The 26,864-nt window shown below is 43.1% G+C and carries 27 protein-coding genes and 1 other RNA gene; 14 read left to right on the plus strand and 14 right to left on the minus strand.

Annotation, left to right across the window (positions count from 1 at the left end; genetic code table 11):
• Positions 1-81 precede the first annotated feature (81 nt).
• Entirely contained in the window at positions 82-1,413 is a 1,332-nt protein-coding gene (locus MKX35_RS24100) for a DNA polymerase IV (protein WP_371915713.1), read from the minus strand.
• Positions 1,414-1,592: 179 nt separating this feature from the next.
• Between MKX35_RS24100 and cimA the strand changes: the two genes are divergently transcribed.
• Positions 1,593-3,212: a citramalate synthase gene (gene cimA / locus MKX35_RS24105; protein ID WP_076298539.1), complete on the plus strand. Its 1,620-nt coding sequence runs from the start codon at positions 1,593-1,595 to the stop codon at positions 3,210-3,212.
• A gap of 96 nt (positions 3,213-3,308) precedes the next feature.
• Here cimA and MKX35_RS24110 read toward each other — a convergent pair whose 3' ends face one another.
• A complete protein-coding gene (locus MKX35_RS24110) occupies positions 3,309-3,872 on the minus strand; it encodes a TlpA family protein disulfide reductase (RefSeq protein WP_076283167.1) in 564 nt (187 codons plus the stop codon).
• 150 nt (positions 3,873-4,022) lie between these two features.
• Between MKX35_RS24110 and MKX35_RS24115 the strand changes: the two genes are divergently transcribed.
• The gene (locus MKX35_RS24115; RefSeq protein ID WP_076298540.1) at positions 4,023-4,499 is read left to right on the plus strand and encodes a Mov34/MPN/PAD-1 family protein; all 477 of its coding nucleotides are present in this window, start codon (positions 4,023-4,025) and stop codon (positions 4,497-4,499) included.
• On the opposite strand, the gene MKX35_RS24120 is transcribed toward MKX35_RS24115, so the two are convergent.
• The 3 genes from MKX35_RS24120 to MKX35_RS24130 are packed head-to-tail and all read right to left on the minus strand — an operon-like array spanning position 4,481 to position 7,734.
• The gene (locus tag MKX35_RS24120) at positions 4,481-5,230 is read right to left on the minus strand and encodes an exonuclease domain-containing protein (RefSeq protein WP_042186851.1); all 750 of its coding nucleotides are present in this window, start codon (positions 5,228-5,230) and stop codon (positions 4,481-4,483) included. The two genes, MKX35_RS24115 and MKX35_RS24120, sit on opposite strands and share 19 nt — an antisense overlap.
• Positions 5,227-6,300 (minus strand): DUF294 nucleotidyltransferase-like domain-containing protein, encoded by a 1,074-nt coding sequence (locus MKX35_RS24125; RefSeq protein ID WP_076298619.1) that lies wholly within the window; start codon positions 6,298-6,300, stop codon positions 5,227-5,229. Before MKX35_RS24125 ends, MKX35_RS24120 begins: the two co-directional genes overlap by 4 nt.
• A gap of 39 nt (positions 6,301-6,339) precedes the next feature.
• Entirely contained in the window at positions 6,340-7,734 is a 1,395-nt protein-coding gene (locus MKX35_RS24130) for an ammonium transporter (RefSeq protein ID WP_042186849.1), read from the minus strand.
• A gap of 545 nt (positions 7,735-8,279) precedes the next feature.
• Between MKX35_RS24130 and MKX35_RS24135 the strand changes: the two genes are divergently transcribed.
• Both MKX35_RS24135 and MKX35_RS24140 read left to right on the plus strand, forming a co-directional pair.
• Positions 8,280-8,714 (plus strand): MerR family transcriptional regulator, encoded by a 435-nt coding sequence (locus MKX35_RS24135; protein WP_042186848.1) that lies wholly within the window; start codon positions 8,280-8,282, stop codon positions 8,712-8,714.
• A 35-nt stretch (positions 8,715-8,749) separates the two neighbouring features.
• On the plus strand, positions 8,750-9,421 hold the full coding sequence (locus MKX35_RS24140; protein WP_042186846.1) for a zinc metallopeptidase: 672 nt from the start codon (positions 8,750-8,752) through the stop codon (positions 9,419-9,421).
• Between the two features lie 35 nt (positions 9,422-9,456).
• On the opposite strand, the gene MKX35_RS24145 is transcribed toward MKX35_RS24140, so the two are convergent.
• Positions 9,457-10,371 carry a LysR family transcriptional regulator gene (locus MKX35_RS24145; RefSeq protein WP_042186843.1) on the minus strand — a complete coding sequence of 305 codons (915 nt, stop codon included), beginning with the start codon at positions 10,369-10,371 and terminating at the stop codon, positions 9,457-9,459.
• 4 nt (positions 10,372-10,375) lie between these two features.
• Positions 10,376-11,011, minus strand: coding sequence for a rhomboid family intramembrane serine protease (locus tag MKX35_RS24150; RefSeq protein ID WP_076283402.1), 636 nt, complete (start codon positions 11,009-11,011; stop codon positions 10,376-10,378).
• 116 nt (positions 11,012-11,127) lie between these two features.
• Here MKX35_RS24150 and tpx point away from each other — a divergent pair, with 116 nt between their 5' ends.
• Positions 11,128-11,646 carry a thiol peroxidase gene (gene tpx / locus MKX35_RS24155; protein ID WP_042186841.1) on the plus strand — a complete coding sequence of 173 codons (519 nt, stop codon included), beginning with the start codon at positions 11,128-11,130 and terminating at the stop codon, positions 11,644-11,646.
• 299 nt (positions 11,647-11,945) lie between these two features.
• On the opposite strand, the gene MKX35_RS24160 is transcribed toward tpx, so the two are convergent.
• The 3 genes from MKX35_RS24160 to MKX35_RS24170 form a co-directional block, all read right to left on the minus strand.
• Complete coding sequence (locus MKX35_RS24160) at positions 11,946-12,335, minus strand: DUF1499 domain-containing protein (protein ID WP_042186839.1); 390 nt, start codon at positions 12,333-12,335, stop codon at positions 11,946-11,948.
• A 159-nt stretch (positions 12,336-12,494) separates the two neighbouring features.
• Positions 12,495-12,686: non-coding RNA, 6S RNA (gene ssrS / locus MKX35_RS24165), on the minus strand.
• 103 nt (positions 12,687-12,789) lie between these two features.
• Positions 12,790-13,614, minus strand: coding sequence for a YesL family protein (locus MKX35_RS24170; protein ID WP_076283170.1), 825 nt, complete (start codon positions 13,612-13,614; stop codon positions 12,790-12,792).
• Between the two features lie 186 nt (positions 13,615-13,800).
• Here MKX35_RS24170 and MKX35_RS24175 point away from each other — a divergent pair, with 186 nt between their 5' ends.
• Positions 13,801-13,896, plus strand: a complete 96-nt coding sequence (locus tag MKX35_RS24175; RefSeq protein WP_042186834.1) for a hypothetical protein — start codon at positions 13,801-13,803, stop codon at positions 13,894-13,896.
• A 120-nt stretch (positions 13,897-14,016) separates the two neighbouring features.
• On the opposite strand, the gene MKX35_RS24180 is transcribed toward MKX35_RS24175, so the two are convergent.
• Positions 14,017-15,663: a DEAD/DEAH box helicase gene (locus tag MKX35_RS24180; protein WP_076283171.1), complete on the minus strand. Its 1,647-nt coding sequence runs from the start codon at positions 15,661-15,663 to the stop codon at positions 14,017-14,019.
• A gap of 332 nt (positions 15,664-15,995) precedes the next feature.
• On the opposite strand from MKX35_RS24180, the gene MKX35_RS24185 reads away from it, so the two are divergent.
• From MKX35_RS24185 to MKX35_RS24200, 4 genes are all read left to right on the plus strand, one after another.
• On the plus strand, positions 15,996-16,817 hold the full coding sequence (locus tag MKX35_RS24185) for a YitT family protein (protein WP_076283172.1): 822 nt from the start codon (positions 15,996-15,998) through the stop codon (positions 16,815-16,817).
• Between the two features lie 192 nt (positions 16,818-17,009).
• On the plus strand, positions 17,010-17,198 hold the full coding sequence (locus MKX35_RS24190) for a hypothetical protein (RefSeq protein ID WP_036689649.1): 189 nt from the start codon (positions 17,010-17,012) through the stop codon (positions 17,196-17,198).
• A 230-nt stretch (positions 17,199-17,428) separates the two neighbouring features.
• Positions 17,429-18,637, plus strand: coding sequence for a putative glycoside hydrolase (locus MKX35_RS24195; protein WP_076283173.1), 1,209 nt, complete (start codon positions 17,429-17,431; stop codon positions 18,635-18,637).
• Between the two features lie 143 nt (positions 18,638-18,780).
• Positions 18,781-20,154 carry an MATE family efflux transporter gene (locus tag MKX35_RS24200; RefSeq protein ID WP_076298541.1) on the plus strand — a complete coding sequence of 458 codons (1,374 nt, stop codon included), beginning with the start codon at positions 18,781-18,783 and terminating at the stop codon, positions 20,152-20,154.
• Between the two features lie 64 nt (positions 20,155-20,218).
• On the opposite strand, the gene pfkA is transcribed toward MKX35_RS24200, so the two are convergent.
• Together pfkA and MKX35_RS24210 are read right to left on the minus strand one after the other, a co-directional pair.
• Complete coding sequence (gene pfkA / locus MKX35_RS24205; protein WP_042126307.1) at positions 20,219-21,190, minus strand: 6-phosphofructokinase; 972 nt, start codon at positions 21,188-21,190, stop codon at positions 20,219-20,221.
• 66 nt (positions 21,191-21,256) lie between these two features.
• Complete coding sequence (locus tag MKX35_RS24210; RefSeq protein WP_076298620.1) at positions 21,257-22,339, minus strand: tetraprenyl-beta-curcumene synthase family protein; 1,083 nt, start codon at positions 22,337-22,339, stop codon at positions 21,257-21,259.
• Between the two features lie 201 nt (positions 22,340-22,540).
• Here MKX35_RS24210 and MKX35_RS24215 point away from each other — a divergent pair, with 201 nt between their 5' ends.
• A complete protein-coding gene (locus MKX35_RS24215) occupies positions 22,541-23,788 on the plus strand; it encodes an MFS transporter (protein ID WP_076283175.1) in 1,248 nt (415 codons plus the stop codon).
• A gap of 212 nt (positions 23,789-24,000) precedes the next feature.
• On the opposite strand, the gene MKX35_RS24220 is transcribed toward MKX35_RS24215, so the two are convergent.
• Positions 24,001-24,198 (minus strand): cold shock domain-containing protein, encoded by a 198-nt coding sequence (locus tag MKX35_RS24220; protein ID WP_042126303.1) that lies wholly within the window; start codon positions 24,196-24,198, stop codon positions 24,001-24,003.
• A 174-nt stretch (positions 24,199-24,372) separates the two neighbouring features.
• On the opposite strand from MKX35_RS24220, the gene MKX35_RS24225 reads away from it, so the two are divergent.
• From MKX35_RS24225 to pepF, 3 genes are all read left to right on the plus strand, one after another.
• Positions 24,373-24,606, plus strand: coding sequence for a hypothetical protein (locus MKX35_RS24225; RefSeq protein ID WP_036689271.1), 234 nt, complete (start codon positions 24,373-24,375; stop codon positions 24,604-24,606).
• A 6-nt stretch (positions 24,607-24,612) separates the two neighbouring features.
• On the plus strand, positions 24,613-24,783 hold the full coding sequence (locus MKX35_RS24230; RefSeq protein ID WP_167348490.1) for a hypothetical protein: 171 nt from the start codon (positions 24,613-24,615) through the stop codon (positions 24,781-24,783).
• A gap of 220 nt (positions 24,784-25,003) precedes the next feature.
• Entirely contained in the window at positions 25,004-26,794 is a 1,791-nt protein-coding gene (gene pepF, locus MKX35_RS24235) for an oligoendopeptidase F (protein WP_042186822.1), read from the plus strand.
• Positions 26,795-26,864 lie beyond the last annotated feature (70 nt).

Genomic DNA, 26,864 nt, shown 5'->3' on the forward strand with positions numbered 1-26,864 from the left:
TAAAAAGAATACAATTTCAATTGATTTTCAATACGTTTGCATTTCTGACGCATTCTATAGTATCAATTTCGACACGTTTTATCAATCTTTATCTGACTCAACAGACAACAGATTATCCTTTTGCAGTGAGGTGCCTCGTTCCTTATGATTACGGAGCCTTGCAGAATGGGTGTCACTTAACATCCCAGCGGTCAAAACTGCATTTTCACCAAACTTATTGCGAAGCATATCCATGGCCTTGGTCAGTGACTCTTTCTTAGGCTGCTGTTCGTAATCGAACAAATCCAGCTGAATTGCAGAATCCTCTTTAGCGATCAATCCTTGCAAGGTCACACCAAGCAGTCGAACGGGCTTCTCACCATTCCAATGTCGAACATAAAGATCACAGACAGACTTGTAGATATCTTCTCCACTCTCTGAAGGCGCCTCAAGCTGCCGCGAACGTGTAATGGTCTTCATATCCGGTGTCCGAATGGTAAGCTGCACACCTGAAGCCACAAGCCCTTGCTTTCGCAAGCGCCGCGCTACCTGATCACTTAGATTCAGCAAAATGGGGCGTACCTCAGCAAGGCCAATAACATCCCGCGGCAGTGTAGTGGTGTGTCCGATCGACTTACTTTGCTCTCGCTCAGGATTTACTATCCCATGATCGATGCCGTTCCCTGCACGCTTTAGCCATGAGCCCATAACTCCAAAATTCTCAACCAGCATTTTCTCATCAGACGCCGCTAATTGACCAATGCTGTAAATTCCCAGCTTACGGAGCTTCTCTGCCGTTTTTCCACCGATACCGAACATTTCATTACAGGGCTTATCCCATAAAATCTTAGGTACATCCCGCAGCCGCAGCACCGAAATACCATTTGGCTTTTTTAAATCCGAAGCCATCTTCGCCAGGAGCTTATTTGGAGCAATACCAATGGAGCATGGCAAGCCCAATTCTTCCATTATACGGCGCTGAATAGTTTCCGCAATTTCCATAGGCGTACCGAATTGTCGAGAGCCAGTTATATCTAAGTAACATTCATCTATCGACACTGCTTCCAGTAATGGTGTATAGCTATAAGCAATCTGCATAAACGCATTAGAATATTTGCGGTATAAATGGAAGTCCGGCTTAATAACGATAAGCGATGGACAAATACGAAGCGCCTTCTGAACCTGCATACCCGTCGAGATCCCCAATCTGCGGGCGACATACGAACAAGTAACAATAATCCCTTTCCGTAATTCAACGCTACCCGCAACCGCAGTAGCCTTACCTCTGAATTGGTCAGGATCCTCTGCCTCATGTACCGAGCAATAAAAAGCATTCATATCCACATGCAGGATAACCCTGCCACTCGTTGGATAATACTGATCAACATTCTGCACAATATCTACCTTCTTATCCTCAGGGTCTCTATTGTCCAATTTAGAATACCTCTCCGCTGCGGTTAGGTCAACTTAAGAGGCTGTAAAGTTCTTTGTTACATTCCCGCGTAAAAATGCTATAATGTATAAATTCATTTCCCTTGCCAATGCTTCCGATGTGAGTTTTGCACGAAGTGAATCCGGAAGACGAAGCTTACAAAACTTTTAGGAGGACACTCATGTCTAAGTCCATCTCCATCTTCGATACTACATTACGCGACGGCACCCAAGGTGAAGGCATCAGTCTGTCGGCTGACGACAAGCTGAAGATTGCCAAGAAGCTCGATGATCTGGGTGTGCACTATATTGAAGGTGGCATCCCGGGAAGCAACAATAAAGACATTGAATTTTTTAAAAGAGTCAAGGAGCTTCATCTGAACGCCAAAATCACAGCGTTCGGCAGCACACGGCGGAAGAATTCCTTGGCCGAAAACGATGACAATTTAAAACGTATGATTGATGCAGGAGTTCCTGCTGCTACACTCGTCGGAAAGTCTTGGGATTTTCATGTACACACTGCATTACAGACTACGCTTGAGGAGAATCTCGCCATGATTGGCGACTCCATATCCTACTTGAAACGCAAAGGCCTTGAAGTAATTTTTGATGCCGAGCATTTCTTTGATGGATACAAGAACAATCCTGAATATGCAGCAGCCGTTCTGTCCAAAGCCCAGGAAGCCGGAGCAGATTGGCTTGTAATGTGCGATACCAACGGTGGAACATTGCCTTTTGAAATTCATGAGATTGTTACCGCTCTGGCTGGGCAGCTACCTGGAGCAAATCTCGGAATTCACACTCACAATGACTGTGAGCTGGCGGTAGCTAATACACTTAGCGCCATCGGTGCTGGAGCACGGCAAGTTCAAGGTACCATTAATGGTTACGGCGAACGATGCGGCAATGCCAACTTATGTTCCATCATCCCTACCCTTCAGCTCAAAATGGGATACCACTGTATTCCTGGTGATTCTTTACCGCAGCTTACGAACACAGCACGCTATATTAGTGAAGTTGCCAATGTTAATCTGCCGGTAAATCAACCTTATGTCGGAAATGCAGCTTTCGCACACAAAGGTGGAATCCATGTCTCCGCTATCATGCGTGATTCACGGACCTATGAGCACATCGCTCCTGAGCTTGTCGGGAATAAACAACGTGTGCTGGTCTCTGAACTGGCTGGACAGAGCAATGTGCTCTCCAAGGCGCAAGATATGGGTTTGAATTTGGATCCAAGCAGCGAGCAAGCTCGCCGGGTGATCGAGAAGATCAAAATGATGGAGCATCAGGGGTATCAATTCGAAGGTGCTGATGCCTCGCTGGAGCTATTGCTTCGGGAAGCTACTGGCGAGATGAATGAAACCTTTACCTTTGAATCCTTCAAGATGTTAGTCGAAAAAACCGCAGAGCATCCAGTTGTATCTGAAGCCTTCGTTAAACTGAAGGTTGGCAATGAGAACCTTTATACCGCTGCTGAAGGTAACGGTCCGGTCAATGCACTCGACAACGCTCTTCGTAAAGCGCTGCAGACCTACTTCCCGCAATTGAAGGAAATGCATCTATCAGACTATAAAGTCCGTGTTATAGATGAACAGGATCAGACTGCTGCGAAAGTACGGGTATTGATTGAATCCAAGAACTTCACAGACACTTGGAGTACGGTAGGCGTCTCCAGTAACGTTATTGAAGCCAGCTGGGAAGCGCTTGTTGACAGTATGCGCTACGCACTTCTGAATCAACTCTCGCTGGAAAATAAACAGTCTGGAAGTACTGAACCTAGAGGCCTGGTAAATCATTAATTCATACCTTTCATAAGCATTCATATGACGAAGAACCCCCTTCAACAGTTTAACTGTAATGAAGGGGGCCTTTTATAATTCTTTGGTGTAGATCCTTTATGATTCGGTAAGCTTGATAATTTTTTTCTCCAGCTCTTCCGGACTAAGAATGCCCAGAATAATCTCTGAGATCACTCCATTCTTGTCAATAAGCACATTGGTAGGAAATACTGCTCCGTTATATTTGCTGTACACCTCATCTTTCACATCAAACATAACCGGGAACACAAGACCGTATTTCTTAATAAAACGTTCTGCATTGGGTTTATAATCCTGACTACTCACATTAATACCGTAAATATCTAGAACATCCTTATACTTAGTGGCCATGGTGTTAAGCTCCGGAGCTTCCTCCTTGCAGGGATCACACCATGAAGCCCAGAAATTAACGAGGACTGCCTTCTCTCGCGGTCCGTCAACTACATATGTAGTCCCATCCGTTCCTTGAAGTGAAAATGAGGGAGCGAGCAGTCCTGCCTTAGGTCCTATTTTCATTGGCGGCTCATCTTGTTGTCCAAAAACAGCGGTAGCCTTCGGCTCACGATTATGCCACACCGCAAACACAGCTACACATACAATAAGAATCACTATCGTGATATTCAATTTATTTACTGCTTTCATAGGGATCTGTTCCTTTTCGAATGGAATAGTTTTCTACTATTGTACCCTCATTAACTTCAATTTCAAACCATCCATTTTTTAGACAAAAAGAAAAATAAAAAGAGGGTATCGTCAGCGACGAAACCCTAATGAAGAGAGAGGGGTGAACAAATGGCAGCATTACAGGGAAATGTCCAGCCTATAAGACTGAAATATTCCGTACAGCAAGCGCTGGGGAAGCACTTGCTGTCCAGTTACCCGCATGAAGCATGCGGAGTCCTGCTGGGTGCTGCCGCAGCGGGTGGCATGCTCATCGATACTTACGTACCTATGCGCAACGTAGCGCCAGACCCGCTGCACACATTTACTCCCCACCCTGAAGAGTGGATTCATGTTCTTTACAATGAGCCGACACTCATCGGTTTATTTCATTCCCATCCAAATTCAGAACCTATACCTTCGGTTGCCGATTATAAAGGATTAACAGCACTTGGACCTGAATTTAAGGTCTACCTTATTGGTTCTCCCAGAACTGAAGATGGCTGCTCTCCATTTCTGAATGGATTTTATATTGAGCGGTATTCAAATGAACAAGGAACAGCTTTCCCTGAACTCTCTCATGCCCCGCTTCACGTTCTACTTAAATAAGCATATAAATCGCCTAAGGTATCTACTTGGCCCCGCTCCGAAATTTCGCGAAGATAAGCCACCCACAGCCGGGCTGTCATTTTGGCATCCTCTAATGCATTGTGACGTCCATGAATCGGAATTTCATGGACAAATAACAGTTCATCGAGTGTATAGTTATTTCGCTGCGGCTCGAGCCAACGTGCAAGCATCATCGTGTCCAGCACCCGGTGTGTAAGCTGAACTTTAGAAGTTCTCCATAGCGCGGCATTGAGAAAAGCTTTATCATGCGAGCTTGCATGTGCCACTAGCACATTTTGCCCCACAAAGGACATGAAATTATGAAGGCCATCAATTAAGGATGGGGCGGACCCAGTCATCTCTTCCGTTATCCCTGTTAACCTCGTAATATCTTCTGGAATTGCCGTCTGACAATTCACCAAGGTGTAAAAGCATTCATCTTCCTTAATTTCCTCTCCAACAACCTTAATTGCACCAAACGACATAATTTCATCTCCATGCTGATGAGAAAATCCCGTCGTCTCTAAATCAAATATAACCGTCTCCAGTTCAGACAGCGGAGTACGCAGCACCTCAGGACGACGCTTCTCACGCATGAGAGATCGGATGTAGGCCATTTGCTGCGCAGTCTGATGAGCAGTTTCTCCCCCTCTCATCGAAGCGATTGCCGACGGCATTCCACCTTGTCTCAGGTTGTTCCAGAATCCTCCATTCTTGCTTGGCTCCCTCATGTTCGCCACCTTTCCGCTGAGCGGAGCTGACGCTGCAACGCCCGATGAAGGCGTCTAACAAGCAGCAGACTTTCACGCAGCTCAGACAATAGCTGCTTATTCTTCAGTTCACTCTCAGCAATATAATCACTGCTGATTAACAAGCCATTCAGGACATTAAATGGCGTGTTCACTCGCATCCGCATCGCCAATAAGAAAGCTCGCCGAATATCATCCAGATGTTGATATTTGTGAAGTCTTTCAAGCTCTTCAATTCGCTCTAAGGTCGAGCTAGCTCTAATATGATGCAATAATGATAAGCGTCTAACAATGTTCACTACCGGGATATAGACTCCATACTTAATGTCAAATCCACCTGCATAATCCCCAAAGCGCTCTGTTAACACCTGTCCCAGCAGATTTAAAGTCGCTTTATGGCGGACTGTATTGCGAAGAACAGCCACAGACAACTCCTCATTGTCAATAAAACCCTCATAAAAAGCCTCTTGCCACAATGCTGATAACTCCTTACTTCCCGCAACATGGCGCATATCTGAAGAAATGATAAGATACCGAATTGGCTCCCATTCCAACTGGGTTCTCCATTCCTTCAGCTGCTCCTTCCATTCCGATAACGTCTTCCTCCACATCCCTTGGGAGCACATTACCTTGCCTGCACATTTCTCATATCCTACTTCTTCAAGCAGATCGGATAACATCATTCCAAAAAACTCAAAGTATCTATTCTTCTCCCCATCCGGTTCACCATCAACGATCAAACCATTATCCTGATCGCTCCACAGTGTAGCTTCTTGCCTTCCACTACTGCCAAACACAATAAATGAATAAGCACAGGGAGGCGGGCCATAGCCCGCCTCTTTCATCTGCGCCTCACATATTAGTACTGCAGTCTCTGCAATAAGATCATGCATTGTATTCACACGAAACATCCATTCCTCAATCGGAATTACATTCAACTGTTCCAGTAGAATACTTTGGCAGGCAATTCGCCTCTCCCTAAGTTCCTGTGGCGAACCGGCTAAAACGATGGTCCTAAAGCTTTCTTCATCATACCCGTCTGTTAACTCCATCGAAGCCACACGGTCCGCCTCCCTATCTGAGGATTCATATTATTGTTTAAGGGTTTTGGATTCCGATTCTGCAATTAATTTCATTTGTTCAGGGTATCCGTAAGTACCATGCTCACTGATATCCAGACCCATCAATTCTTCTTCTTCCGTAACACGAAGTCCTGTTGTTACCTTCATTACATATAAGATAATGAATGAAAGCACGGCTACGAAAGCAAATGTTCCTACTACCCCAAGCACTTGAACACCCAGCTGGTGGAAACCTCCACCGTAGAACAATCCGGCTTCCCCTACCAAAGCACCTTTAGTAATAAGATCCGGCGCAGCGAATAGACCCGTGGAAACCGCGCCCCACATTCCCGCAATACCATGTACCGAGAAAGCATAGATTGGATCATCAAGTCCTGCACGTTCCAGCCATTGGGAAGTCATGAATGTGAACGCACCCGCTACTAAACCAATAATGATTGCTGCCCATGGTTCAACGTAAGCACATGCACCAGTGATCGCAACCAATGCAGCTAGAACACCATTCAGCATTGCTGGAATATCAGATTTACCAAAATACAACCAAGAAGCAATTAATGCCGCCAAACCGCCTGCTGCTGCTGCGATATTCGTTGTTAATGCTACGTGACCAAAGAAACCTCCCATTGGGGACAAAGCACTACCTGGATTAAATCCGAACCAACCAAACCAGAGGATAATCACACCGAGTACAGTAAATACTTGGTTATGACCTGGAATAATAACAGGTTTACCTTCTTTATTAAACTTACCAAGTCGTGGCTTAAGCAATATGGTTGCTACTACCGCTGCAGTGGCACCTGTAAGATGGACAACCGTGGAACCTGCATAATCTTGCATTCCCAGCTCAGCCAACCAGCCGCCGCCCCATACCCAGTGTGCTACGACAGGATAAATTACGATTGAGAATAAAATTCCGAATATAATGTACACACTGATCTTTGCACGTTCTGCCATGCCTCCAGATACGATAGCTAAGGAAACTGCTGCAAACGCCATTTGGAACAAGAATTTAACATTTAAAGTAACATCAGAAAATGCAAGTGATTCAAATGAAGATGCTGTTGAATCTCCGCCATACAAGAAGCCTGTAGTACCGAAGAAGCCGTTACCGTTACCGAAGCCAAGTCCAAAGCCAACGGCCCAGAAACATACACTCGCAATGGCTAGTGTCAGTACCGTCTTACCGGCTACGTGACCTGCATTCTTCATTCGAACTGAACCTGCTTCAAGCATCGCGAACCCTGCTTGCATAAAGAAAACTAAGATGAATGCCAGGAAGGTAAACGCGGTATCCAATCCGACCTGCAAATCTGCATTTGTTGGACCGTCCGCCGCAAAAGCACTTACCGGATAAACCATCAGCGTGATCATGGCCAGTAACATCATCAACCATTTCTTTTTCATTTTTACCCCACTCCCCAATGTTATATTTTCTAACAAAGCGTGAAACTCTTAATGTCATTATAATCAGAAGTCAGGTAAATTGACAAGACTATTTTTGGGAATGTTTTTATTTTATTTTCACTAAACTCACAAATTCTCCATAGTACACTTGGACTATCTCAGTATTTTAGGCCCATACAGCTATGAATTCATTGAAAAAACTACGTGAAGATCCGCTCTAATATTACTTTTTATCGAATTATCCTTATTGATTCTCCAATAAACATAACATTAAATGTCATGTTTATAGTTGGGATTTATTAATGAGCATAATCGGTTCAAATTTGATATCACATGGAGTTTGAGTGTATTGTATATAAACAACGCATTTCATTTCATGAATTAACCTCTCTTTAATGCATATACTTTATGAAAGTATGACGTTTGACTGTATGGTTTCCAGTTTGTTATCATTACAGATAGCATAATAGAAACCACCAATATAGGAGACGACTATCCTTTATGGACAGTCGAATTCGATTAGTGAGGCGAGGTAGCATGGGGATATGATTCTATATCGAATTGGAGAATTAGCTAAGGCTGCTCACATCAGTGAGCGCACCATTGATTATTACACGAAATTGGGATTAATCTCCCCAGAGTCAAGAAGCACCAAAAATTACCGACTTTACAGTCATGAAACCTTGGTCGACTTAGAACGTATTAATCAATTAAAGCATGACAAGTATTCATTGGAAGAAATCAAATCCATGATGAGCAAATGGAGCGAGGCTACTCCTGAAACTGACGTATCCGATAAATTAGTCGAGCTTGAGCAGCATATGCAACGACTAGAACGTGAAGTAAAGGCACTTGAACCCATTATAAGCGGTCTGAAGCCGGGACAGGCCAGACGCGCGCTCTCTAACTTACTCCCACAAGGAGTGGCCTGCATGGAGGCGATTCGGCTTCTATTGCTTACGCAAGGACCGCCAATGTAAATACCATATTTACAATACAGTGGAGGAATGCAGCTATGGGAATGTATCTATTAGTAATTATCGCTTTTATTTTTTCATTATGGGCCCAGTTCAGAGTTAAAGGGACATTCAGCAAATGGTCCAAGGTCGCCAACTTAAACGGTCTGACAGGATATGAAGCAGCTAGACGCATGCTCGACGCAAATGGACTTCACGATGTTCCGATTGAGCCTGTAAGAGGTACGCTTTCTGACCACTATGATCCGATTCACAGAGTTGTACGCTTATCAGAGCCTGTTTATTATGAGAGTTCTATCGCAGCAGTCTCAGTCGCTTGTCACGAAGTGGGTCACGCCATTCAGCATAAAGTAAGTTATCCTATGTTAACACTACGTCACCGGATGTTCCCAGTAGTTAATTTTGCATCAGGTATAGCACCATTCATGCTTATGGCAGGATTTATATTCGGTTACTTTAATCTTGTAGGCCTTGGTATCATTTTCTTCTCGGCCGCTGTTGCCTTCCAGCTTGTGACACTCCCAGTTGAGTTCAATGCCAGCAATCGGGCACGTCAAGTCATGGTAGAGCAAGGCTACATTCGTAACGAAGAGGAACGCGGAGTAGCCAAAGTCCTAAACGCAGCTGCATTAACGTACGTTGCCGCCGCGCTAGTCTCCTTACTCGAACTGCTTCGTTTGATTACTGTCTTTTTAGGTAACCGCGACTAATACAAAAATACAGCACAAAAAGAAACCCCGGAAGGCTAAGAGCCAACCGGGGTATTATTTTGCCTCGCTTTAAAATAGGATATCAAAAAAGTCCGAAACGAACGTGCAACCAGCGGCAACTTACTATCTGTTCGGTAGATCAAACCAACCGTCCTCGTCACAGCAGGCTCCACAACCCTTACCTGAGCTGGCTGGAGAGGATTCGTCTGATAGAACGCCATCTCCGGCAGAAGGCTTACACCCATCCCTGCCGCCACTAAACCACGTATGGTATCAGTCTCCCCACCTTCGAATGCAATCTGTGGTTGAAATCCCGCCTGCAAGCACGCTTGCCAAACGATCGGTCTCAAAGAATAACCTTGACTGAATAGAACAAACTTTTCATTTTGAAGCTGTTCCAGTCGGATCTCAGATTCTCCTGCCAGCTGATGATTCTGAGGAAGTATTGCAAATAACTCTTCAGTCATAACAATATCTCCAGAGACATGCTCATCATTTTCCGGAAAAGGCGAAATAAACGTTAAATCCACCTCTCCAGATAATACGTCCTTTATCAGCGAAGGGTAAGAGCCCTGCTTAAAGCGAAACTTAACATGGGGATAGTGCTGGCGGAATTCTGCAACGATAGTCGGGATAAGATGTGTTCCAAGACTGTGAGGAAACCCTATACGAATCTCTCCACGTTCCGGATCTAGAAATTCATGCACTTCATTTACCGAATGTTCCAATTCCTTAAGAATACTATCCACCCGCTTGCAAAAGAGCTGTCCAACCGGCGTAAGCTGCAAATTACGCCCTTTTTGCATGAACAAGTCAACCCCAAGCTCTTGCTCCAATTGATGAATCTGACGGCTTACCGCAGACTGCGCTACATGAAGTTCCTCCGCCGCTCTTGTTACATGTTCTTTTTGGGCTACCTTTAGAAAATATTGCAGCTGTCTTAGCTCCACTCCATCATCGCCCCTGTCTTAGGCTTTTTTTAAATATACGAATAATAAGTCCATATAGGAAAAAGCCAGAAACCAAGCCTCCGATATGCGCAACCCAATTCACATTTGGTGTTGCAAACGACATAATGATCCCGATTACGAGCAAACCGTATAACGTCTTTCGCGAGCCTTCGTCCATCATCGCCCGTTGAATAACAGCAATGTATAAAAATGCGCCATAGACGGCGTAGATTGCTCCAGAAGCACCTACCGAGACCGTACCTACCTCTAATACTGAGCGACTGCTGATTGCAATCGTTAGAAAATTCGCAAGAACTCCACCTACCACATAAAGAAGTGCATATCGCCACCAACCAAGCAGGCGCTCCAGAGGCGGTGCAAATACCAGTAGAGCGAAGCTATTAAAGAATAGATGGGAAAACCCATTATGTAAAAAAATAGCCGCCACATAACGCCACAGTTCCTCTTTATACGGGCTAACATCAACTATAGCACCAAAATCAACAAGTGTTTGTATATTGGTGGATCCACCATTGAACGCCATGAGCATAAACATAATCACATTAGCTACAATGAGAAGACATGTTACCGGGTAATACCGGAGATAACTTTTCCAATTTTCATACCGAATAAATATCATTACACCCATCCCTTTACATTTATATCTTGCTCTGTTGGACATCTCCCTGTAAATAAGATTATAATTTATTGTGGCAGTAAGAGCCAATATTACAATTCGAGGAGGAAAACAAGGATATGACGCAAGAAAGAACAGGCGTAGCTACTTTCAAAAGCAGCCCCATCACTCTCGTAGGACCCAAGCTTACAGCTGGTGATCCCGCTCCTGATTTTGTTCTAAGTAAGAATCTACTGGAAGAAGTGTCTCTTAGTGATTATGCCGGTAAAATCAAGCTGATCAGTGTTGTACCTTCTCTAGATACTGGTGTATGTGATGCACAGACCCGCCGGTTCAATAGCGAAGCTGCAGAGCTAGGTGACGATGTAGTTATCCTCACGGTAAGTATGGACCTACCATTTGCTCAAGCCCGCTGGTGTGGCGCTGCAGGGATCGATCGCGTGATCACTCTATCCGATCACAAAGCAGCCTCATTCGGACAAGCTTATGGCGTACTAATCAAAGAATTCCGGTTAGATATGCGTTCTATTTTTGTACTAGACAAGAACAACACACTCACCTATGTTGAATATTTGAGTGAAATGACTGAGCACCCTAATTACGAAGATGCTATAGCTGCTGTGAAGAGCTTGCTCTAATTCTCTAGAACAGCAAGTTAGCGGCCATTTTCGACAATACTTACTTATCACTGCAAGCATAAATGCCTTTGTCGTCCTTACAAGGGCGACAAAGTGTTTATGCGAGAAATATAAGACATAAAGTATAGGTGTAGAACTTATACTTTCTTATATTTTGAAAAAAGCGGAAGAAGGTCCATCCTTCTCCCGCTTTTTTTTGTAATAGAAAGATTTATCGATAATATCCAGAGCAGTCAACATTTGCGTAAACGCATTCATACAATCCCTAAGTAAGAAGGTTTAGTAAGAATCTCTGAAAATTAGTCTGCTTTGTATTTTCCTAATTTTTTGTCCAAGGACGCATATAACCGCTGAATGACACGGTAATTAGCACCCAAATCACCTAGCGAACCTCTTGATGCAGAGTACATATCTACGCCACAACGTACAGGTGTGGTATTGAGCACAGAGACAGTAATGTCCAGTGTACGGCCGAATGCCGTTCTCTTCTCCAGAGTGATCTCACCTACTGACTCCACTTCATGAAGCACCTTGAATCCAGGAATCTTCTTAAGCGTTGATGAAACTTCCTCCCAAGCTTTGTCTTTCGTAAGATTGTAATAACGCGTTTTTAATGTCGGATCTTTTGCGCGGTCGCTTGTTCCATCATGACTACGGAATAAACCGACCAAGGTTCTTTTTAACGACAAAATTCTTCCCCCTCTACAAATCCCAAGTTCATTATTCTAAGTGTAACACTCTTGTCTCAGGAACAAAAGGGTATTACTCACTTTCTCCTTGTTCCAGACACACAAAAAAGCGCCCGTTCCCAACTTTCACGGGATACAGGGCGCTTTGGCCTAAACAATAGAAAACCCGCTTATGCCGTCCGGCTACAGTGTCTTCTGAACCTGCTAGAGCAGGTGGGTGATCGCAGAAAACGTTTTTGAATTCCCCAAGTCATATAGACAGGGCTGTTCAGCTGCGCTTCGTGTAGATCTCCCAAGACATTATCATTGGTTCAAAACAACGAGCAACCGTAACGAACATCGCAGGATTTGTTATTATTATATTGCGTTTTAACGAAAAAGTAAACCTGTATGCGCTTTATTTTACACTGGAATTAAATTACTGACGATTTCCAATGCTTAATACTCGTCTTTGTTAAATACGTTTTACATCTTTATCCTCAACATCGTCTTCAAAATCATCATCGTCATCGTCGTCATCCTCTTGATTGTTCAAAGCAGCTTCTCGCTCTTCTTCCTCTTTCAGTTTCTTCTGCTCCACCTGCAGTTGCAGTTTATTATAGGTAGCATAGAAGTTAAAGAAAGCAGCCATCGCAATCAACGTTGGAATACAGATGAAATACAGTGCTGGATATCTAAGACCAATATAAGCTAGCACTGCAGCTGCAATCAAAGTTGAGAACACGCGAATTGGACGTGCTATAGTCAGCAATATTGAGTTAGTCATCACTTGTTTAAAGCTCATTTGATAATGAACGACAATAGAAAAGAAGTTAAACATGGACACCGATAAAATAATCATGAGCACTAACATCAAAATACCAACAATTCTGAAGTTAGGCATTTGTGTCATGTAAACCGTTACATCGACGTACATAATAACGAACATCAATGTGTAGATAATTCCACCGAGCATACTTTTTAAATAATTCTCTTTATACCCCTGAAAAAACGTACGAAAAGTTCCTACATCCGTGTTCCCCATAACCCATTTGCGCACAACGGTAAATAAAGCCGCCGAAGCAGGAAATACTGTAAATGGCGCCAGAATCCCCATAGCCCAGTTCAATGTGAGCTGCTCATTTACTCCACCTGAGCTTGTCCCAAGCATCATCAATTTCATCAATCCAAAAAATAAAAACGGGGCGGAACATAGTGCCCATAAGATATTACTAGCTGCGATACGTGTAATCCATTCTGTGATGCGGTATAAACCACCCATTGCTCCTTTAAACTCCAATTCCCTTCCTCCTCTGTCTCTTGCATACTGCTTATCTTAACTATACCTCATTTGACCTACTCTTTTCCATAGCCCAACTTTCTGAATTCTAGGTCATCGTCTATACATTAAGTCTATAAAGTCCATATATTGGGATTGTGACCATAAGAATTTCCAAAATCACCACATTCTAAAGGAGGTTATTATATGTCCTCACCTGTTGGCTACGGCGGCTGGACTTCCACTGGTACGATCCTCGTATTGTTTATCCTGCTAGTTATCATCACTCGTACTTTCATTTAAATAAGCTGCTAATTCAATAAACACCCTTATATTTCAGCAAAAAGAAGACGAGAACCGCTATTCGGCATCTCGTCTTCTTTGTATTTTGATAAATCATCACCCGCGGGTTCTGATCAAGTATTAATTATCGAAATCTTCGCGTTTTGCTGGACGCGTGCTTGTGCTGCTTGGGCGAGTAGATGGTTTGCGGTCCGCACTGCGGTTCGCTCCACCATCACGGCTAGCTGCGCCATCACGGTTGCCTTTATAGCCACCGCCATAACCGCCACTGCCACTACCATAGTTACTACCACCGCTGCTGTAGCCACCACGACTTCCGCCACCGTTGTTGTCACGGTTTCCACGGTATCCACCAGTGCTGCCACCGGAAGTACCACGGTTACCACCGTAACCACCATTAGGTTTGCGGCCACTGCGAATGTCGTTCTTACCACCACGACGTTTAGCACGGATTGGATCTTCAGGAGTCAATTCAATTGCAGAATCCTTCTTATCACCAGTCAGAAGCTTCATTGCAGCTGACAGCAATTGAACGGAATCATATTGCTCAAGCAATTGAATAGAAATACCTTTGTACTCATTCAATTCACCGTTCTCAACCATTTCAAGCAAACGTTCTGCTGTTACGCGTTGTTTACCTTCAATAGCCTCAGCCATAGTTGGCAATGGTTTACGAGTAATACGGTGACGAGTAACGCGTTCGATCAAATGCAGGTGATCCATTTCGCGTGGAGTAACGAAAGACCAAGCTGTACCTTCTTTACCAGCGCGACCAGTACGACCGATACGGTGTACATAGCTTTCTGGATCTTGCGGCAAGTCAAAGTTAATTACATGAGTAACGCCGGATACGTCCAAACCACGAGCCGCTACGTCAGTAGCTACCAGAACATCAATGCTGCCATCACGGAATTTACGCATTACAGCATCACGTTGGTTCTGAGACAGGTCACCATGTAATCCATCAGCAGAGTATCCACGTTTTTGCAAAGCTTCTGCAAGCTCATCAACCCGGCGCTTCGTGCGTCCGAACACGATTGCAAGCTCAGGTGATTCCATATCAATCAAACGACTAAGCGCTTCGAACTTTTGACGTTCAGGTACTTCAACATATGCTTGATCAATCAGCGGAGCACTGATTTGTTTCGGAATAACGGAGACGTGTTGCGGGTTGTTCAGGAATTGCTGTGCAAGACGTTGAATGTTTGGAGGCATTGTAGCCGAGAACAACATAGTTTGACGTTCTTCAGGAACGAGCTTGAGGATTGTCTGAATATCTTCCATAAAGCCCATATCCAGCATTTCATCTGCTTCATCCAATACAACAGTTTGAACATCATCCAAACGAATGGTTTTACGGTTGATATGGTCAAGCAAACGTCCAGGTGTACCAATAATAATTTGTGGTTTCTTCTTAAGACCACGGATTTGGCGACCAATATCTTGTCCGCCATAAATTGCCAACGAACGAAGACCTTTAAAACGGCTTAGCTTACCGATTTCTTCTGATACTTGAATGGCCAACTCACGTGTTGGTGCCATAATAAGTGCCAGAATTTTTTCGTCTTCGCGATTAATCTTCGAAATGAGGGGGATACCAAAAGCAGCAGTCTTACCTGTACCAGTCTGTGCTTGACCGATCAGATCCGACCCAGTCAATGCCAATGGAATTGACTGCTCCTGTATCGGTGTTGCCTCCTCAAATCCTAACTCTGTGATTGCTTGTAGCACTTTTGGCTCCAAGCCAAATTCTGCGAATGTTTTCAAATTATTCATGCTCCTTCTATACAGTGGACATTCCACATGCTTGTCTGTATTCTTAAGTAGCGGTAAACACATTTATATGCTGTCCAATCATGCTCTTTTTTCTGCATGATATAGCGCTTTTGGGACGAAAAGCCTCCCTTTCATCAGGTACTTCATTGTACCTGAGCAACTGTAGCTTTACATCCGATGCAATGCAAAAATACCATTGTAACGTCCTACTCAAGAATATCCTGTACATTATATCACAACTCTAAGTAGGAATACCAGTGGGTTCCTTTCTTTTCATTGCATACATGGTTTATTTTTAAATTTATTTATAGAGGTGGATTTGCTTGTTAAGACAGATTTGGAATTGTATTGCAGTTATTTTTGGGGCAGCGTTGATCGCCAGTGGATTTAATCTTTTTCTAATCCCTCATCGCTTACTCAGCGGAGGAGTATCCGGGCTTTCGATGTTAGTGGGTTACTTTACACCACTAAACATAAGCCTCTTGTACTTTCTCTTTAATATTCCATTGCTTGTAGCTGGTTGGTTCCAGCTAGGCCGGAGATTTATTATGCTAAGCATGTTATCCGTTGTGGCAACAACCTGGTTCTTGACGATCATTCCCGAATATTTGGTAGCTACTGATATGCTGCTTTCTTCTGTATTTGGTGGAGTGCTGGTCGGTATTGGCTGTGGCTTCAGCTTCCGTGCAGGTGGTTCATCCGGAGGTTTTGATATCCTGGGATCCATCATCACTAAATTCCGCGATTTCCCAGTTGGAAACGTGGTGGTTAGCTTAAACGGACTCGTTATTCTTGCCGCGGCATATTTTGATAACAACTGGAACTTGGCTCTTGCATCGATGGTATCTATATACGTAACTGGTAAGGTACTGGACATGATTCACATCAGCCATTTAAAGGTAACCGTATATATAGTAACAAATCGTACAGATGAGCTCCTTCAGCACTTAATGGGGCTTCAACGCGGTGTCACAAAGATTAAAACAGAAGGCGCTTATTCTCATGTTGAAAAGGACATGCTAATGACAGTAACAACCCGCTACGAACTTGCTGAACTGCAACGTATTATCCGCACGACAGATCCTCAAGCATTTGTAAATATTGTCGAGACAGTTGGTGTTATGGGCTCCTTCCGAAAAAGATAAAAACTGGCAATGAAAAGTATTAATTTGGAAAATGCACCAATCACAGAATTGTGATATATTATAATCACGCAGAACCCTAACAATTTCATAAAGATTGAGATTTACCCCTCTTTTTTCCAAGCACTTCGTTTTCCGATGATTACTGAATTCCATTCAGACCTATCGAAAAAGGAAAGGGTGATTTTTGTGGAAATGGAAACGGTAAAGCTGTCAGCAATCGTCATGAGGTGGTATCCTGATATGATGCCGTTTCTCAAACAGGACGAATTAAATTCCGTAATCGTTCTGCGTGACGGGCTTAGTATTCTGGAACCTGCAGATGCCATGGATATCATCCATTACAGTATCTGTGAACATCAGAATTCTGCGTATCTTCAATGAGTAAGCCGCAAGAGAAGTCTTGATAGTTGCCGCCTTAAGTTCGGCCATGTTGCCGTTTTGAGGCGGCATTTACTTTTTAACAATACGTTTAGAATCTGTGCGTCCCGGTTATATACATCAAGGATGGATTTTCAGACCCGATCTGAGCCAACATTATTACAACACTGTTCTTTTTAGAAGCAACCGTTCCTATATAATTTAGGAAATGTACATAAAGGGAGAGAATACGAATGAACATCACCTGGGCTCTACTGATGATGGCCTTGGGAAGTGTAGGCGTGCAACAGAATCAACATGACGCTGAAGTGGCAATTGCATTGAAGTCCGCCATGAATCCCCCCATCATCGCTACGCAAAATAATAATTCAAATGGTTCAACTCCAGCTCCAAATGCTACAGCAGAAGCAAATGACTCACAAAGCATGCTACACGCAGATCCTCAGCCGGATGCGCCAAAAGTAAAAGGCATCTATGTTACCGCATACAGTGCCGGTGGAGAACGAATGGAAAAGCTTCTTTCTTTACTTGATCAGACGGAACTAAATTCTATGGTCATCGACATTAAGGATGATGCAGGTTACATCACGTATAAAACCGATAATCCTGAACTTCAGAAACTCGGTAATCCGCAGCCATTTATTGGCGACATCAACAAACTGATGGAAAGATTGAATAAACATGATGTATATCCTATCGCTCGAATTGTTGTCTTTAAGGACTCTATACTTGCCAAAAAGAATCCGCAATTATCCTTTGTTAATGCAGACGGCACAGTATGGAAGAATAAAGGCGGCGATAGCTTTGTTAATCCTTATAATGAAGATGTCTGGAAGTACAATGTCGATATCGCCAAAGAAGCTGTCAAACTCGGCTTTAAAGAAATTCAATTCGACTATGTGCGCTTTCCTGAAGGATTCGAAAAACGTGCAGACACACTTAAATACACCAAAACTAGCGATTCTCGCGTAGATATCATTTCTAATTTTGTAAAATACGCAAAAGCAGAGCTTGCTCCACTTGGTGTTCGTGTATCCGTAGATATTTTTGGATATGCCGCATCTGCTCCTGCTGAGGGCATAGGACAAGACTTCGTTAAAATATCCAAGAATGTGGATGTCATCAGCCCGATGATTTATCCGAGTCATTATTCAACAGGATGGTTTGGAGTGAAAGAGCCTGACTTAGATCCGTATGCTACCATTAAAGGCTCCATGGTTGATACCCATAAGAAGCTTGATCCTCTAGGCAGCTACAAACCTGTTATTCGTCCTTGGATTCAAGATTTTACAGCAAGCTGGCTCGGTAAAGGTCATTATATTAAATACGGTAAAAAACAGGTGGAAGATCAAATACGCGCTTTAAAAGATGAAAATGTAGAGGAGTTTCTACTCTGGAACGCCAATAACCGATATACCTCCGATGTCGATTATGAGAAATAATGTATATAGCCCTAATTATGTATAATTGAAATCAGGTATGATATATAAAGATAAAGACCCGGCATTTGCCGGGTCTTTTAATGGAGAAAAAGGGAACTTTTACTGTAATCATTAAAAACCAACAAAGAATGAGGCAAAGAACGATGATACAAACCACCTCTTTAAAACAAAAAGCAATACAATTCTTTCATATTTTATTTCCAATTCTGGTTACACAGATTGCTTTGTCAGCGATAACCTTCTTTGATACAAACATGTCAGGTAAGTTTAGTACAGCCGATCTGGCAGGTGTGGCGATAGGAACCAGTCTCTGGATCCCAATTCAAACGGGCTTAAGTGGAATCCTTATGGGGATTACCCCCATCGTCTCTCAGCTCATCGGAAGCAAAAAAGAAAAGGAAGTAGCCTATCAAGTCACACAGGGAATCTGGTTATCACTGATCGTCTCTGTAATTGTCTTACTAATCGGGAGCTTCGCCTTGTCACCTATCCTTAATTTTATGAATCTAGAGCCGACTGTAAGAGATGTTGCATTTCGTTTCCTAAGTGCGATCTCCTTCGGAATTATCCCGCTGTTTGGATATACAGTTCTCCGTAGTTGTATAGACGCTCTGGGACAAACACGAGTGTCCATGTTGATCACACTCATAGCCCTACCCGTGAATGTTGGTTTGAACTACTTACTAATCTTCGGAAAATTCGGGTTTCCTCGACTTGGTGGTGTTGGAGCTGGAGTGGCATCAGCTATCACCTACTGGGTAATTTTTTCGGTTGCCCTGCTGTTCATTTATCGGGTAGAACCCTTTGCAAGCCTTAGAATCTTCCGAAAGTTCTTCTTTATATCGCTAAAAAGCTTCAAAGATCTACTGAAGATCGGTGTACCTATTGGCTTCTCGATTTTTTTTGAAACTGCAGTCTTCTCCGCTGTAACCTTGTTGATGAGTCGGTTCGATACTGTAACGATTGCAGCTCATCAAGCAGCCATTAATTTTGCAACTACGTTATATATGATTCCGCTCAGTATCTGTATGAGCCTTACCATTCTCGTCGGCTTCGAGACTGGATCCGGCAGGCAAAAGGATGCCCGTCAATATGCCATTATGGGAATTGGACTTGCGGCTATCCTCTCCCTGGCAACTGCACTCCTGCTCTTATTTGCCGGCCATCATGTAGCTGGTTTATACACTGATGAACCTGATGTCATTTCATTAATTCAGCATTTCTTAATCTATGCGATCTTTTTCCAGATTTCCGATGCGATTGCAACACCTACACAAGGAGCACTTCGTGGCTATAAGGATGTTAATCCAGCCTTCATTATTTGCTTTATAGCTTATTGGGTTATAGGGCTTCCTACAGGCTATGTACTTGCTACTTATACGGATCTAGGAGCTTATGGTTATTGGATCGGCTTGATCACCGGCCTTGCGATTGGGGCTACATTACTCTTGACTCGGCTTGTTAAAGTTCAACGCCGTTATGCCACACAATATGCAGACGCTCAAGCACATCACTAATAATCAAAAGAATACAAAAAAGGAACAGTGCGAAATTCGCAGCTGTTCCTTTTTTGTGTGTTAATTATTGTGAAAGACGGGATGCAAGCTCGTACAACTCCACGTCAAAGTCTTTCTTCGTATTCACTACAAGATCGATATCTGTAAGGGTTAGTTCTCCCTTGATGATACCGCAACCTTTATCAGACTCACCTTCAATTAGTTTACGAACGGCAAAGTCACCAAGACGGCTAGCAAGGTTCCGGTCTCCAGGTGTTGGTGTTCCTCCCCGCTGAATATGTCCAAGTACAGTAACCCGTGCATCCAGAGAAGCATGACGATCTTTCAACGCTTGGGCCACATCTTCGCCTTTACCCACACCTTCTGCAACGATGACGATACTGTGACGTTTACCTCTGACAAAGTTGTCGCGCATACGATCCGCAACTTCATTCAAGTCATATGGCATTTCTGGCACGAGAATTGTTTCTGCTCCAGAAGCCAGACCTGCATGTAGCGCGATATCTCCACAATGACGTCCCATAACTTCTACAATGGAAGAACGCTCATGGGAGGACATCGTGTCACGCAGCTTGTTAATAGCATCTACAACGACACCAACTGCTGTATCAAACCCAATGGTGTAATCCGTGTAGGAAATATCATTATCAATAGTTCCCGGTAATGCCATCGTCTTGATACCGAGTTTACTTAGTTTATTAGCACCTTTATAAGAACCATCGCCGCCTATAACTACTAGGCCATCGATGCCCATTTCATTAAGAATATCTGCACCCTTTTGCTGACCTTCTGGTTTTGTGAACTCCAGACATCTTGCAGATTGCAGAATGGTTCCCCCACGTTGAATAATGTCACCAACACTGCGAAGATCCATAGGGAAGATATCGCGATTCAGAAGACCTTGATATCCACGTTGAACTCCAAAAACTTCAATGCCATAATAAAGTGCGCTTCTTACAACCGCACGAACAGCGGCGTTCATACCTTGTGAATCTCCACCACTAGTCAGTACTGCAATTTTTTTGATTTTTGACATTCTGTTGTTCCTCCTTAAAGTTGTGCAATGCCCCATCTGTTGTATAGATGAAGCTTCGCAGCCTTGTTACAAAAAACGATTGCGTATCCAGCGGCTATTAGCGAAGAAGAACAGCCTTGTAAGCGGACTTCCTCTCATCAGGCTTTTAGACACAGTGCGAACTTCCCGCTGTTCGCTAACTTTCGGATCAGATAAATAAAGTGCCAGCAATCCCTCAATCACCATACGATGCATAGATGATTCCGGAAGTTCACGTACATCCTTACGGGCCCACTCAACCATGGAAGCGATCCGACTTAACATGGTATCCGTGTCGTCATAATAATTGCAGAAATTAAGATCGCCGCCTGCTCGGTCCTCTTCCTGATCAATCAAATAATCCAGCATAATGTGCAATCCACAAACATGTGGAAAATATGCAGCTCGAATCGATTCCGAAGAAGACTTACTTAGCTTCGGATCACATGCAGATAGAAAAAGCATGAATACGCCTAAAGTAGAGCCCGTTGCAGCTGCAAACTCGTTCCAATGCAGATGCGGAGCACGGCTACCCTGCTGCTCCCACCATTCCTTCAGGGCTGTTTCCCTGTGTTCCGGGCGGATATGCTTATATACCTGCAAATCTGTATACAGCACAGCCAAATCACGAATCTCCGCTGCAGCAGCGGAATAACCTGGCAGCAAAGAGATCATCTCCTGGCATTTTCGAACTAGCCTATACAAGTACCCGCCGTCATTCTGTTCATCGCGAAGCGCATAATAATTGACAGGTTCAGCGTTTGGATCAATGGCATCCAGCATAGATTGATGCAGCAGCCTGAAATCTGCAGGATCAAGCGAAGTACTGCGATCACATAAGTTATCTAGATAATCACTGATAGTTTGATAAGCAACAATAAGCGGAATAAGTATATGTCTCATCGATAAATTGCCGGCGGCATAAATACCTCCACCTATGCAGTGAAACTCCTTTGTTTCAATGCTGGCAAGTGCTTGCTTCCGGAGCTCGGGATCGGGAATCCCATTCGCATCTTGGCGCCAGAAGTCCAGACTTTCTCTCACTTCTGGCAGCACGTACTTATAGACCCTGTTCATAAGCCCAATAGGGCCACGCGGGCTAAGGTAACGGCCTTGCTCTAATTCACTCAATGATAGTGCCTCCACATTGTTGTCTCCTTATCCAAATCACCACTTATTATAATATGATCAGACGTATTTGTACAAACAACAAAATCACTTTCGTAAAATTATGAAAGATTCAGAAATAACGCAATTCAAGAATAAAACACATAACCCTCTATTGCTTTATGCTATACTAGCCATATTTCAATCTCAGAGGAGTGCACTTTCATGTTTTCAAAACGGACCGGAAGCCCTTACAGTGATCAGAATTGGCTTCGTTCCTTTCTTTTTACGATTTATGGCACTAGCGTTCTTGTAGTATCCTACTTTCCTTTATTTTACACACATTTAGGGTTTAGCAGTTCTCAGGTGGGCTACTTGTATTCTCTCGGTCCCCTCATCTCCATCCTATCCAATCTCTTCTGGAGTATGATGAGCGATAAGCTAGGTACCATTCGAAAAATCATGTTTATTTTACTCGCTGGGCAATTAGTTACCGGACTTCTATTAGCCAGAGCGACCGAATTTTCTTCCGTTATGCTTATTTTGTCCTTTTTCTACTTCTTCTATTACCCAGTTTTTCCGCTTGCTGATACAATGGCCATCAAAATTGCGGAGCGACACGGACGAAACTTCATTACAATTCGTGTATTTGGCTCATTAGGCTATTCTTTCTTTGCTTTAACCGTCGGGTATGCGCTTAGAGCTCTAGGTGCTACTTGGAGTCTTACCTTATGTATTATTATCATTATAATCGCACTTCTAATTACAATTGGCCTAAAGGATGTCAAAAAAACTGTTCCAGAGCTCCCCAATCAGAAAGCTGTTACTACCAAACCAGGCAAGAAAGAGCATGGGCTTAAAGATATTCTTTTGCGAAAAGAAGTGCTGTGGTTCTTCGGATGTGTCTTTGTACTCGCACTGGGCCATAGAATGAACGAAGCTTTTCTCACCATCAGTTTAAAGAACCTGGGCGCTGGTGAGGAAGTGATCGGTTGGGCATTACTTGCCTCGGCACTAAGTGAAATCCCTGTATTATTTATACTCGGCAAATACGGCGACAAATTTAAAGAACTGCCCTTATTAATTTTAGCCAGTCTCATGTATGCCCTTCGCTTTCTACTAATGGCGCTCGCCGATCACCCAGGCTCTATAATCGCGATTCAAGCCTTGCATAGCCTGACATTTGGCGTCTTTTTTGTAACATGTGTCCGTTATATCACTCGGATTATTCCTGATCGTCTCCGAGCAACCGGTCTTGCAATCTACACAGTTGTTTGGTCAAGTGCAGCTGGACTTCTAAGTGGTACATTTGGTGGAATGATCTATCAGGAAGCTGGACGCTTCACCTTCTATATGGTAGCGGTTGGCTTCAGCCTTCTTGCTTTTGTAGGCTTTTTAGGACAGCATTTATTGGATACCCATCGAGATTCAATGCGCTATTTCAAGAATAAGAACAAAAAAGCTTCCCTATAATAGAACACTTCTGATACTCAAAAATATTAAAAGGTCTTTGCTATCCCTTCACTTGGGAATGCAAAGACCTTTCATCTAAATTGATGTCTATTAGACGTAAAAAAACACAGTTCCCGAAAGAACTGTGTTCTATAGTTGGTAACCACTCTTGCAAGGGCTTGCCAAGTAAATTATATATTTATAGCAGACAGCTTAACTGTCTTTGCCGTTTCTTATAATTTTACTACGTTTTCAGCTTGCGGTCCACGATTACCATCAGTGATATCGAATTCTACTTCTTGACCTTCGTCCAAAGTTTTGAATCCTTCACCTTGAATTGCTGAGAAGTGTACGAATACATCTTCGCCGCCTTCTACTTGAAGAAAACCATAACCTTTTTCTGCGTTAAACCATTTTACTGTACCTTTCAATTGAACAACCTCCTAAAAATAACCGCCATATATGGCGTATAACTATATTATACTGCAATCTTCTACTCAAATCAATCTATCTGGATCTTTAAATATGTGATTTAATTTGCTTTTCCCTTGACCAGTGCGTTATCATTGAGCCAAAAGCCAAAAATCGCCAGGGTGGTAATGATAATGATCAAAAAACATGAAATATACAAAACAGACAAATGGAATATGATGACGGTAGAAGTTCAAGGACGTTATATTGTACTTCGCGAAATCTCCGATCAATGGGGAGAAGAAACACATACTTTCCTTAGTCGTCCAGCTATGATGCAGTGGGTGAACAACCGATTCAACAAAGAATCTTATAAAGATAATGAAGAAGAGTACAAAAATATCATCGCAGCCTTCAAACAGGTATAACAGAACATGAACACAGAAAATATCGCGATTTATGTTGTCCTAGTCTTATGTCTAGGCGCAGTTCTAATTATGACCAAGGATCGTGTCCCGCCGCAGTTTAAGCGGGGCATGGCCTTAACTGCAGTCATTATGATTCTGTTCGCCTTCATCTTTGTTATTTATAGCTTATTGGCCTAACTTATACTTTCATATATTTAAAGAAGACTAAATATTAATAATCAGGACTTAATAGGGCATAATAAGCCGACTCTACTTTCAAGAGGAGGATGTTATGCCTATTTCACCCAAGTCCATCCCTCTTCTACTTGTGCTCAGCTTGCTACCGGGTGATTTATCATCTACAGTATTGCCGAGGGAGATTATGCCTACTACATCTCATCATTCTAGGAGGGTTTCTATGGAAAAATTATTGAAAAGAAGCGAAGTACCTGCTGAGAATCGTTGGAAGCTTGAAGATGTGTTTGCTTCTCAGAAGGATTGGGATGCAGAATTTGCTGAAGCTAAATCCTTAATCAAAAAAGCTGCGGATTTTCAGGGTACACTAGATTCCGCGGATGCTCTAAAAAAATGTTTTGAAATGGATGACAAGCTGTCCATCCTAACTGAACGACTCTTCGTGTATGCACATATGCGTCAAGATGAAGACACAGCTAATCCTGACTCTCAAGCTTTGTCCTCCAAAGCGAAAAAGCTTGGTATTGAAGCAGGTGAAGCTTTATCTTTTGTAACCCCAGAAATTCTGGCGTTGCCAGTTGAGAAGTTGGACCAGTTCATCGCTGATCCGAACCTATCCGCTTATAAATTCACCTTAACTGAAATGAAACGTGAAAAAGCCCATGTGCTTTCTAAAGCTGAAGAAGCACTGCTAGCTCAGGTCGGAAATTTAGCTCAAGCACCTCAGAATATTTTCAGTATGCTGAACAATGCGGATCTGAAATTCCCTAAGATCAAAGATGAGGATGGCAAAGAAGTTGAGCTGACTCATGGCAACTATATCAAGTTTCTCGAAAGTAACGACCGTGAGGTTCGCCGAAATGCTTTTAAGGCAGTCTACGATACCTACCGTAAGCAGAAGAACACTATCGCAGCAACGCTTAGCGCGAATGTGAATAAAAATGTGTTCTACTCACGAATTCGCAAATATCCTTCTGTAATGGAAATGTCACTCTATGGTGATAACATTCCTAAAGAGGTTTACACCAACTTGATTGATACGATTCACGAAAGCCTTCCATTGATGCACCGTTATATGAAACTGCGTCAGAAGCTGCTGGGTGTCGATGAGTTACATATGTATGATCTGTTTGCACCGCTTGTTGATGAATATAAATTAGATATCACCTATGAAGAAGCCAAGAAAATCACTAAAGAGGGTCTCAAACCGCTCGGTGAAGATTATCTGAATGTGCTGCAAAAAGGCTACGACAACGGATGGATCGATGTGTATGAGAACGAGAATAAACGGTCCGGGGCTTACAGCTGGGGGCCATACGGTACGCATCCTTTCGTACTGCTGAACCATAATGATAATTTAAACAGTATGTTTACACTGGCTCATGAGATGGGCCATGCATTACACTCGTATTTTTCGGATAACGCTCTGAATTATCGGGATGCGCAATATACGATTTTCCTAGCAGAGGTTGCTTCTACTACTAACGAGGCGCTGCTAATGGATTATTTACTCAAAAAGTCTACAGATCCTAAAGAAAAAATGTATTTACTCACCTACTATGCTGATCAGTTCCGGACAACGATTTTCCGGCAGACGATGTTCGCTGAGTTCGAGAAAATCATTCATCAGCGTGTTGAAGAAGGTGAATCGCTTACTCCACAAGATCTTTCGAGCATCTACTATGACCTGAATGTTAAGTACTATGGTAAAGAAATGGTTGTAGATCAGGATATCGAGATGGAATGGGCGCGGATTCCGCATTTCTATAACAGCTTCTATGTTTATAAATACGCAACCGGCTTCTCAGCAGCGACTAGCTTTGCCAAACAAATTCTTGAAGAAGGTAAACCTGCGGTAGATCGTTACCTCGGCTTCCTGAAGAGTGGCGGCAGTGACTACTCCATTAATATTCTGTCTAAAGCTGGTGTTGATATGTCTTCTCCTGAGCCGATTCGCGAAGCGATGAGTGTCTTCGAAGATGTTATCGCTCAAATGGAACAGTTGACCAAATAAGGCAGAGAGCTTAGTATTGCATTAATCCCTTGCCCTATTTGGGCAAGGGATTTTATTCTGTTATATCCCC

Source organism: Paenibacillus sp. FSL R5-0923 (genome assembly GCF_038009145.1).
In the GTDB taxonomy this organism is placed as follows: domain Bacteria; phylum Bacillota; class Bacilli; order Paenibacillales; family Paenibacillaceae; genus Paenibacillus_AQ.

Coding starts and splice junctions, on each gene's coding strand:
- pfkA (WP_042126307.1), bottom strand. CDS start 21,190: ATGTCAAAAATCAAAAAAATTGCAGTACTGACTAGTGGTGGAGATTCA.
- MKX35_RS24115 (WP_076298540.1), top strand. CDS start 4,023: ATGGCAGCATTACAGGGAAATGTCCAGCCTATAAGACTGAAATATTCC.
- MKX35_RS24135 (WP_042186848.1), top strand. CDS start 8,280: ATGATTCTATATCGAATTGGAGAATTAGCTAAGGCTGCTCACATCAGT.
- MKX35_RS24130 (WP_042186849.1), bottom strand. CDS start 7,734: ATGAAAAAGAAATGGTTGATGATGTTACTGGCCATGATCACGCTGATG.
- MKX35_RS24195 (WP_076283173.1), top strand. CDS start 17,429: ATGAACATCACCTGGGCTCTACTGATGATGGCCTTGGGAAGTGTAGGC.
- MKX35_RS24120 (WP_042186851.1), bottom strand. CDS start 5,230: ATGAGGGAGCCAAGCAAGAATGGAGGATTCTGGAACAACCTGAGACAA.
- MKX35_RS24175 (WP_042186834.1), top strand. CDS start 13,801: ATGTCCTCACCTGTTGGCTACGGCGGCTGGACTTCCACTGGTACGATC.
- MKX35_RS24150 (WP_076283402.1), bottom strand. CDS start 11,011: ATGATATTTATTCGGTATGAAAATTGGAAAAGTTATCTCCGGTATTAC.
- pepF (WP_042186822.1), top strand. CDS start 25,004: ATGGAAAAATTATTGAAAAGAAGCGAAGTACCTGCTGAGAATCGTTGG.
- MKX35_RS24215 (WP_076283175.1), top strand. CDS start 22,541: ATGTTTTCAAAACGGACCGGAAGCCCTTACAGTGATCAGAATTGGCTT.
- MKX35_RS24230 (WP_167348490.1), top strand. CDS start 24,613: ATGAACACAGAAAATATCGCGATTTATGTTGTCCTAGTCTTATGTCTA.
- MKX35_RS24110 (WP_076283167.1), bottom strand. CDS start 3,872: ATGAAAGCAGTAAATAAATTGAATATCACGATAGTGATTCTTATTGTA.
- MKX35_RS24190 (WP_036689649.1), top strand. CDS start 17,010: ATGGAAACGGTAAAGCTGTCAGCAATCGTCATGAGGTGGTATCCTGAT.
- MKX35_RS24200 (WP_076298541.1), top strand. CDS start 18,781: ATGATACAAACCACCTCTTTAAAACAAAAAGCAATACAATTCTTTCAT.
- MKX35_RS24140 (WP_042186846.1), top strand. CDS start 8,750: ATGGGAATGTATCTATTAGTAATTATCGCTTTTATTTTTTCATTATGG.
- MKX35_RS24125 (WP_076298619.1), bottom strand. CDS start 6,300: ATGGAGTTAACAGACGGGTATGATGAAGAAAGCTTTAGGACCATCGTT.
- tpx (WP_042186841.1), top strand. CDS start 11,128: ATGACGCAAGAAAGAACAGGCGTAGCTACTTTCAAAAGCAGCCCCATC.
- cimA (WP_076298539.1), top strand. CDS start 1,593: ATGTCTAAGTCCATCTCCATCTTCGATACTACATTACGCGACGGCACC.
- MKX35_RS24225 (WP_036689271.1), top strand. CDS start 24,373: ATGATCAAAAAACATGAAATATACAAAACAGACAAATGGAATATGATG.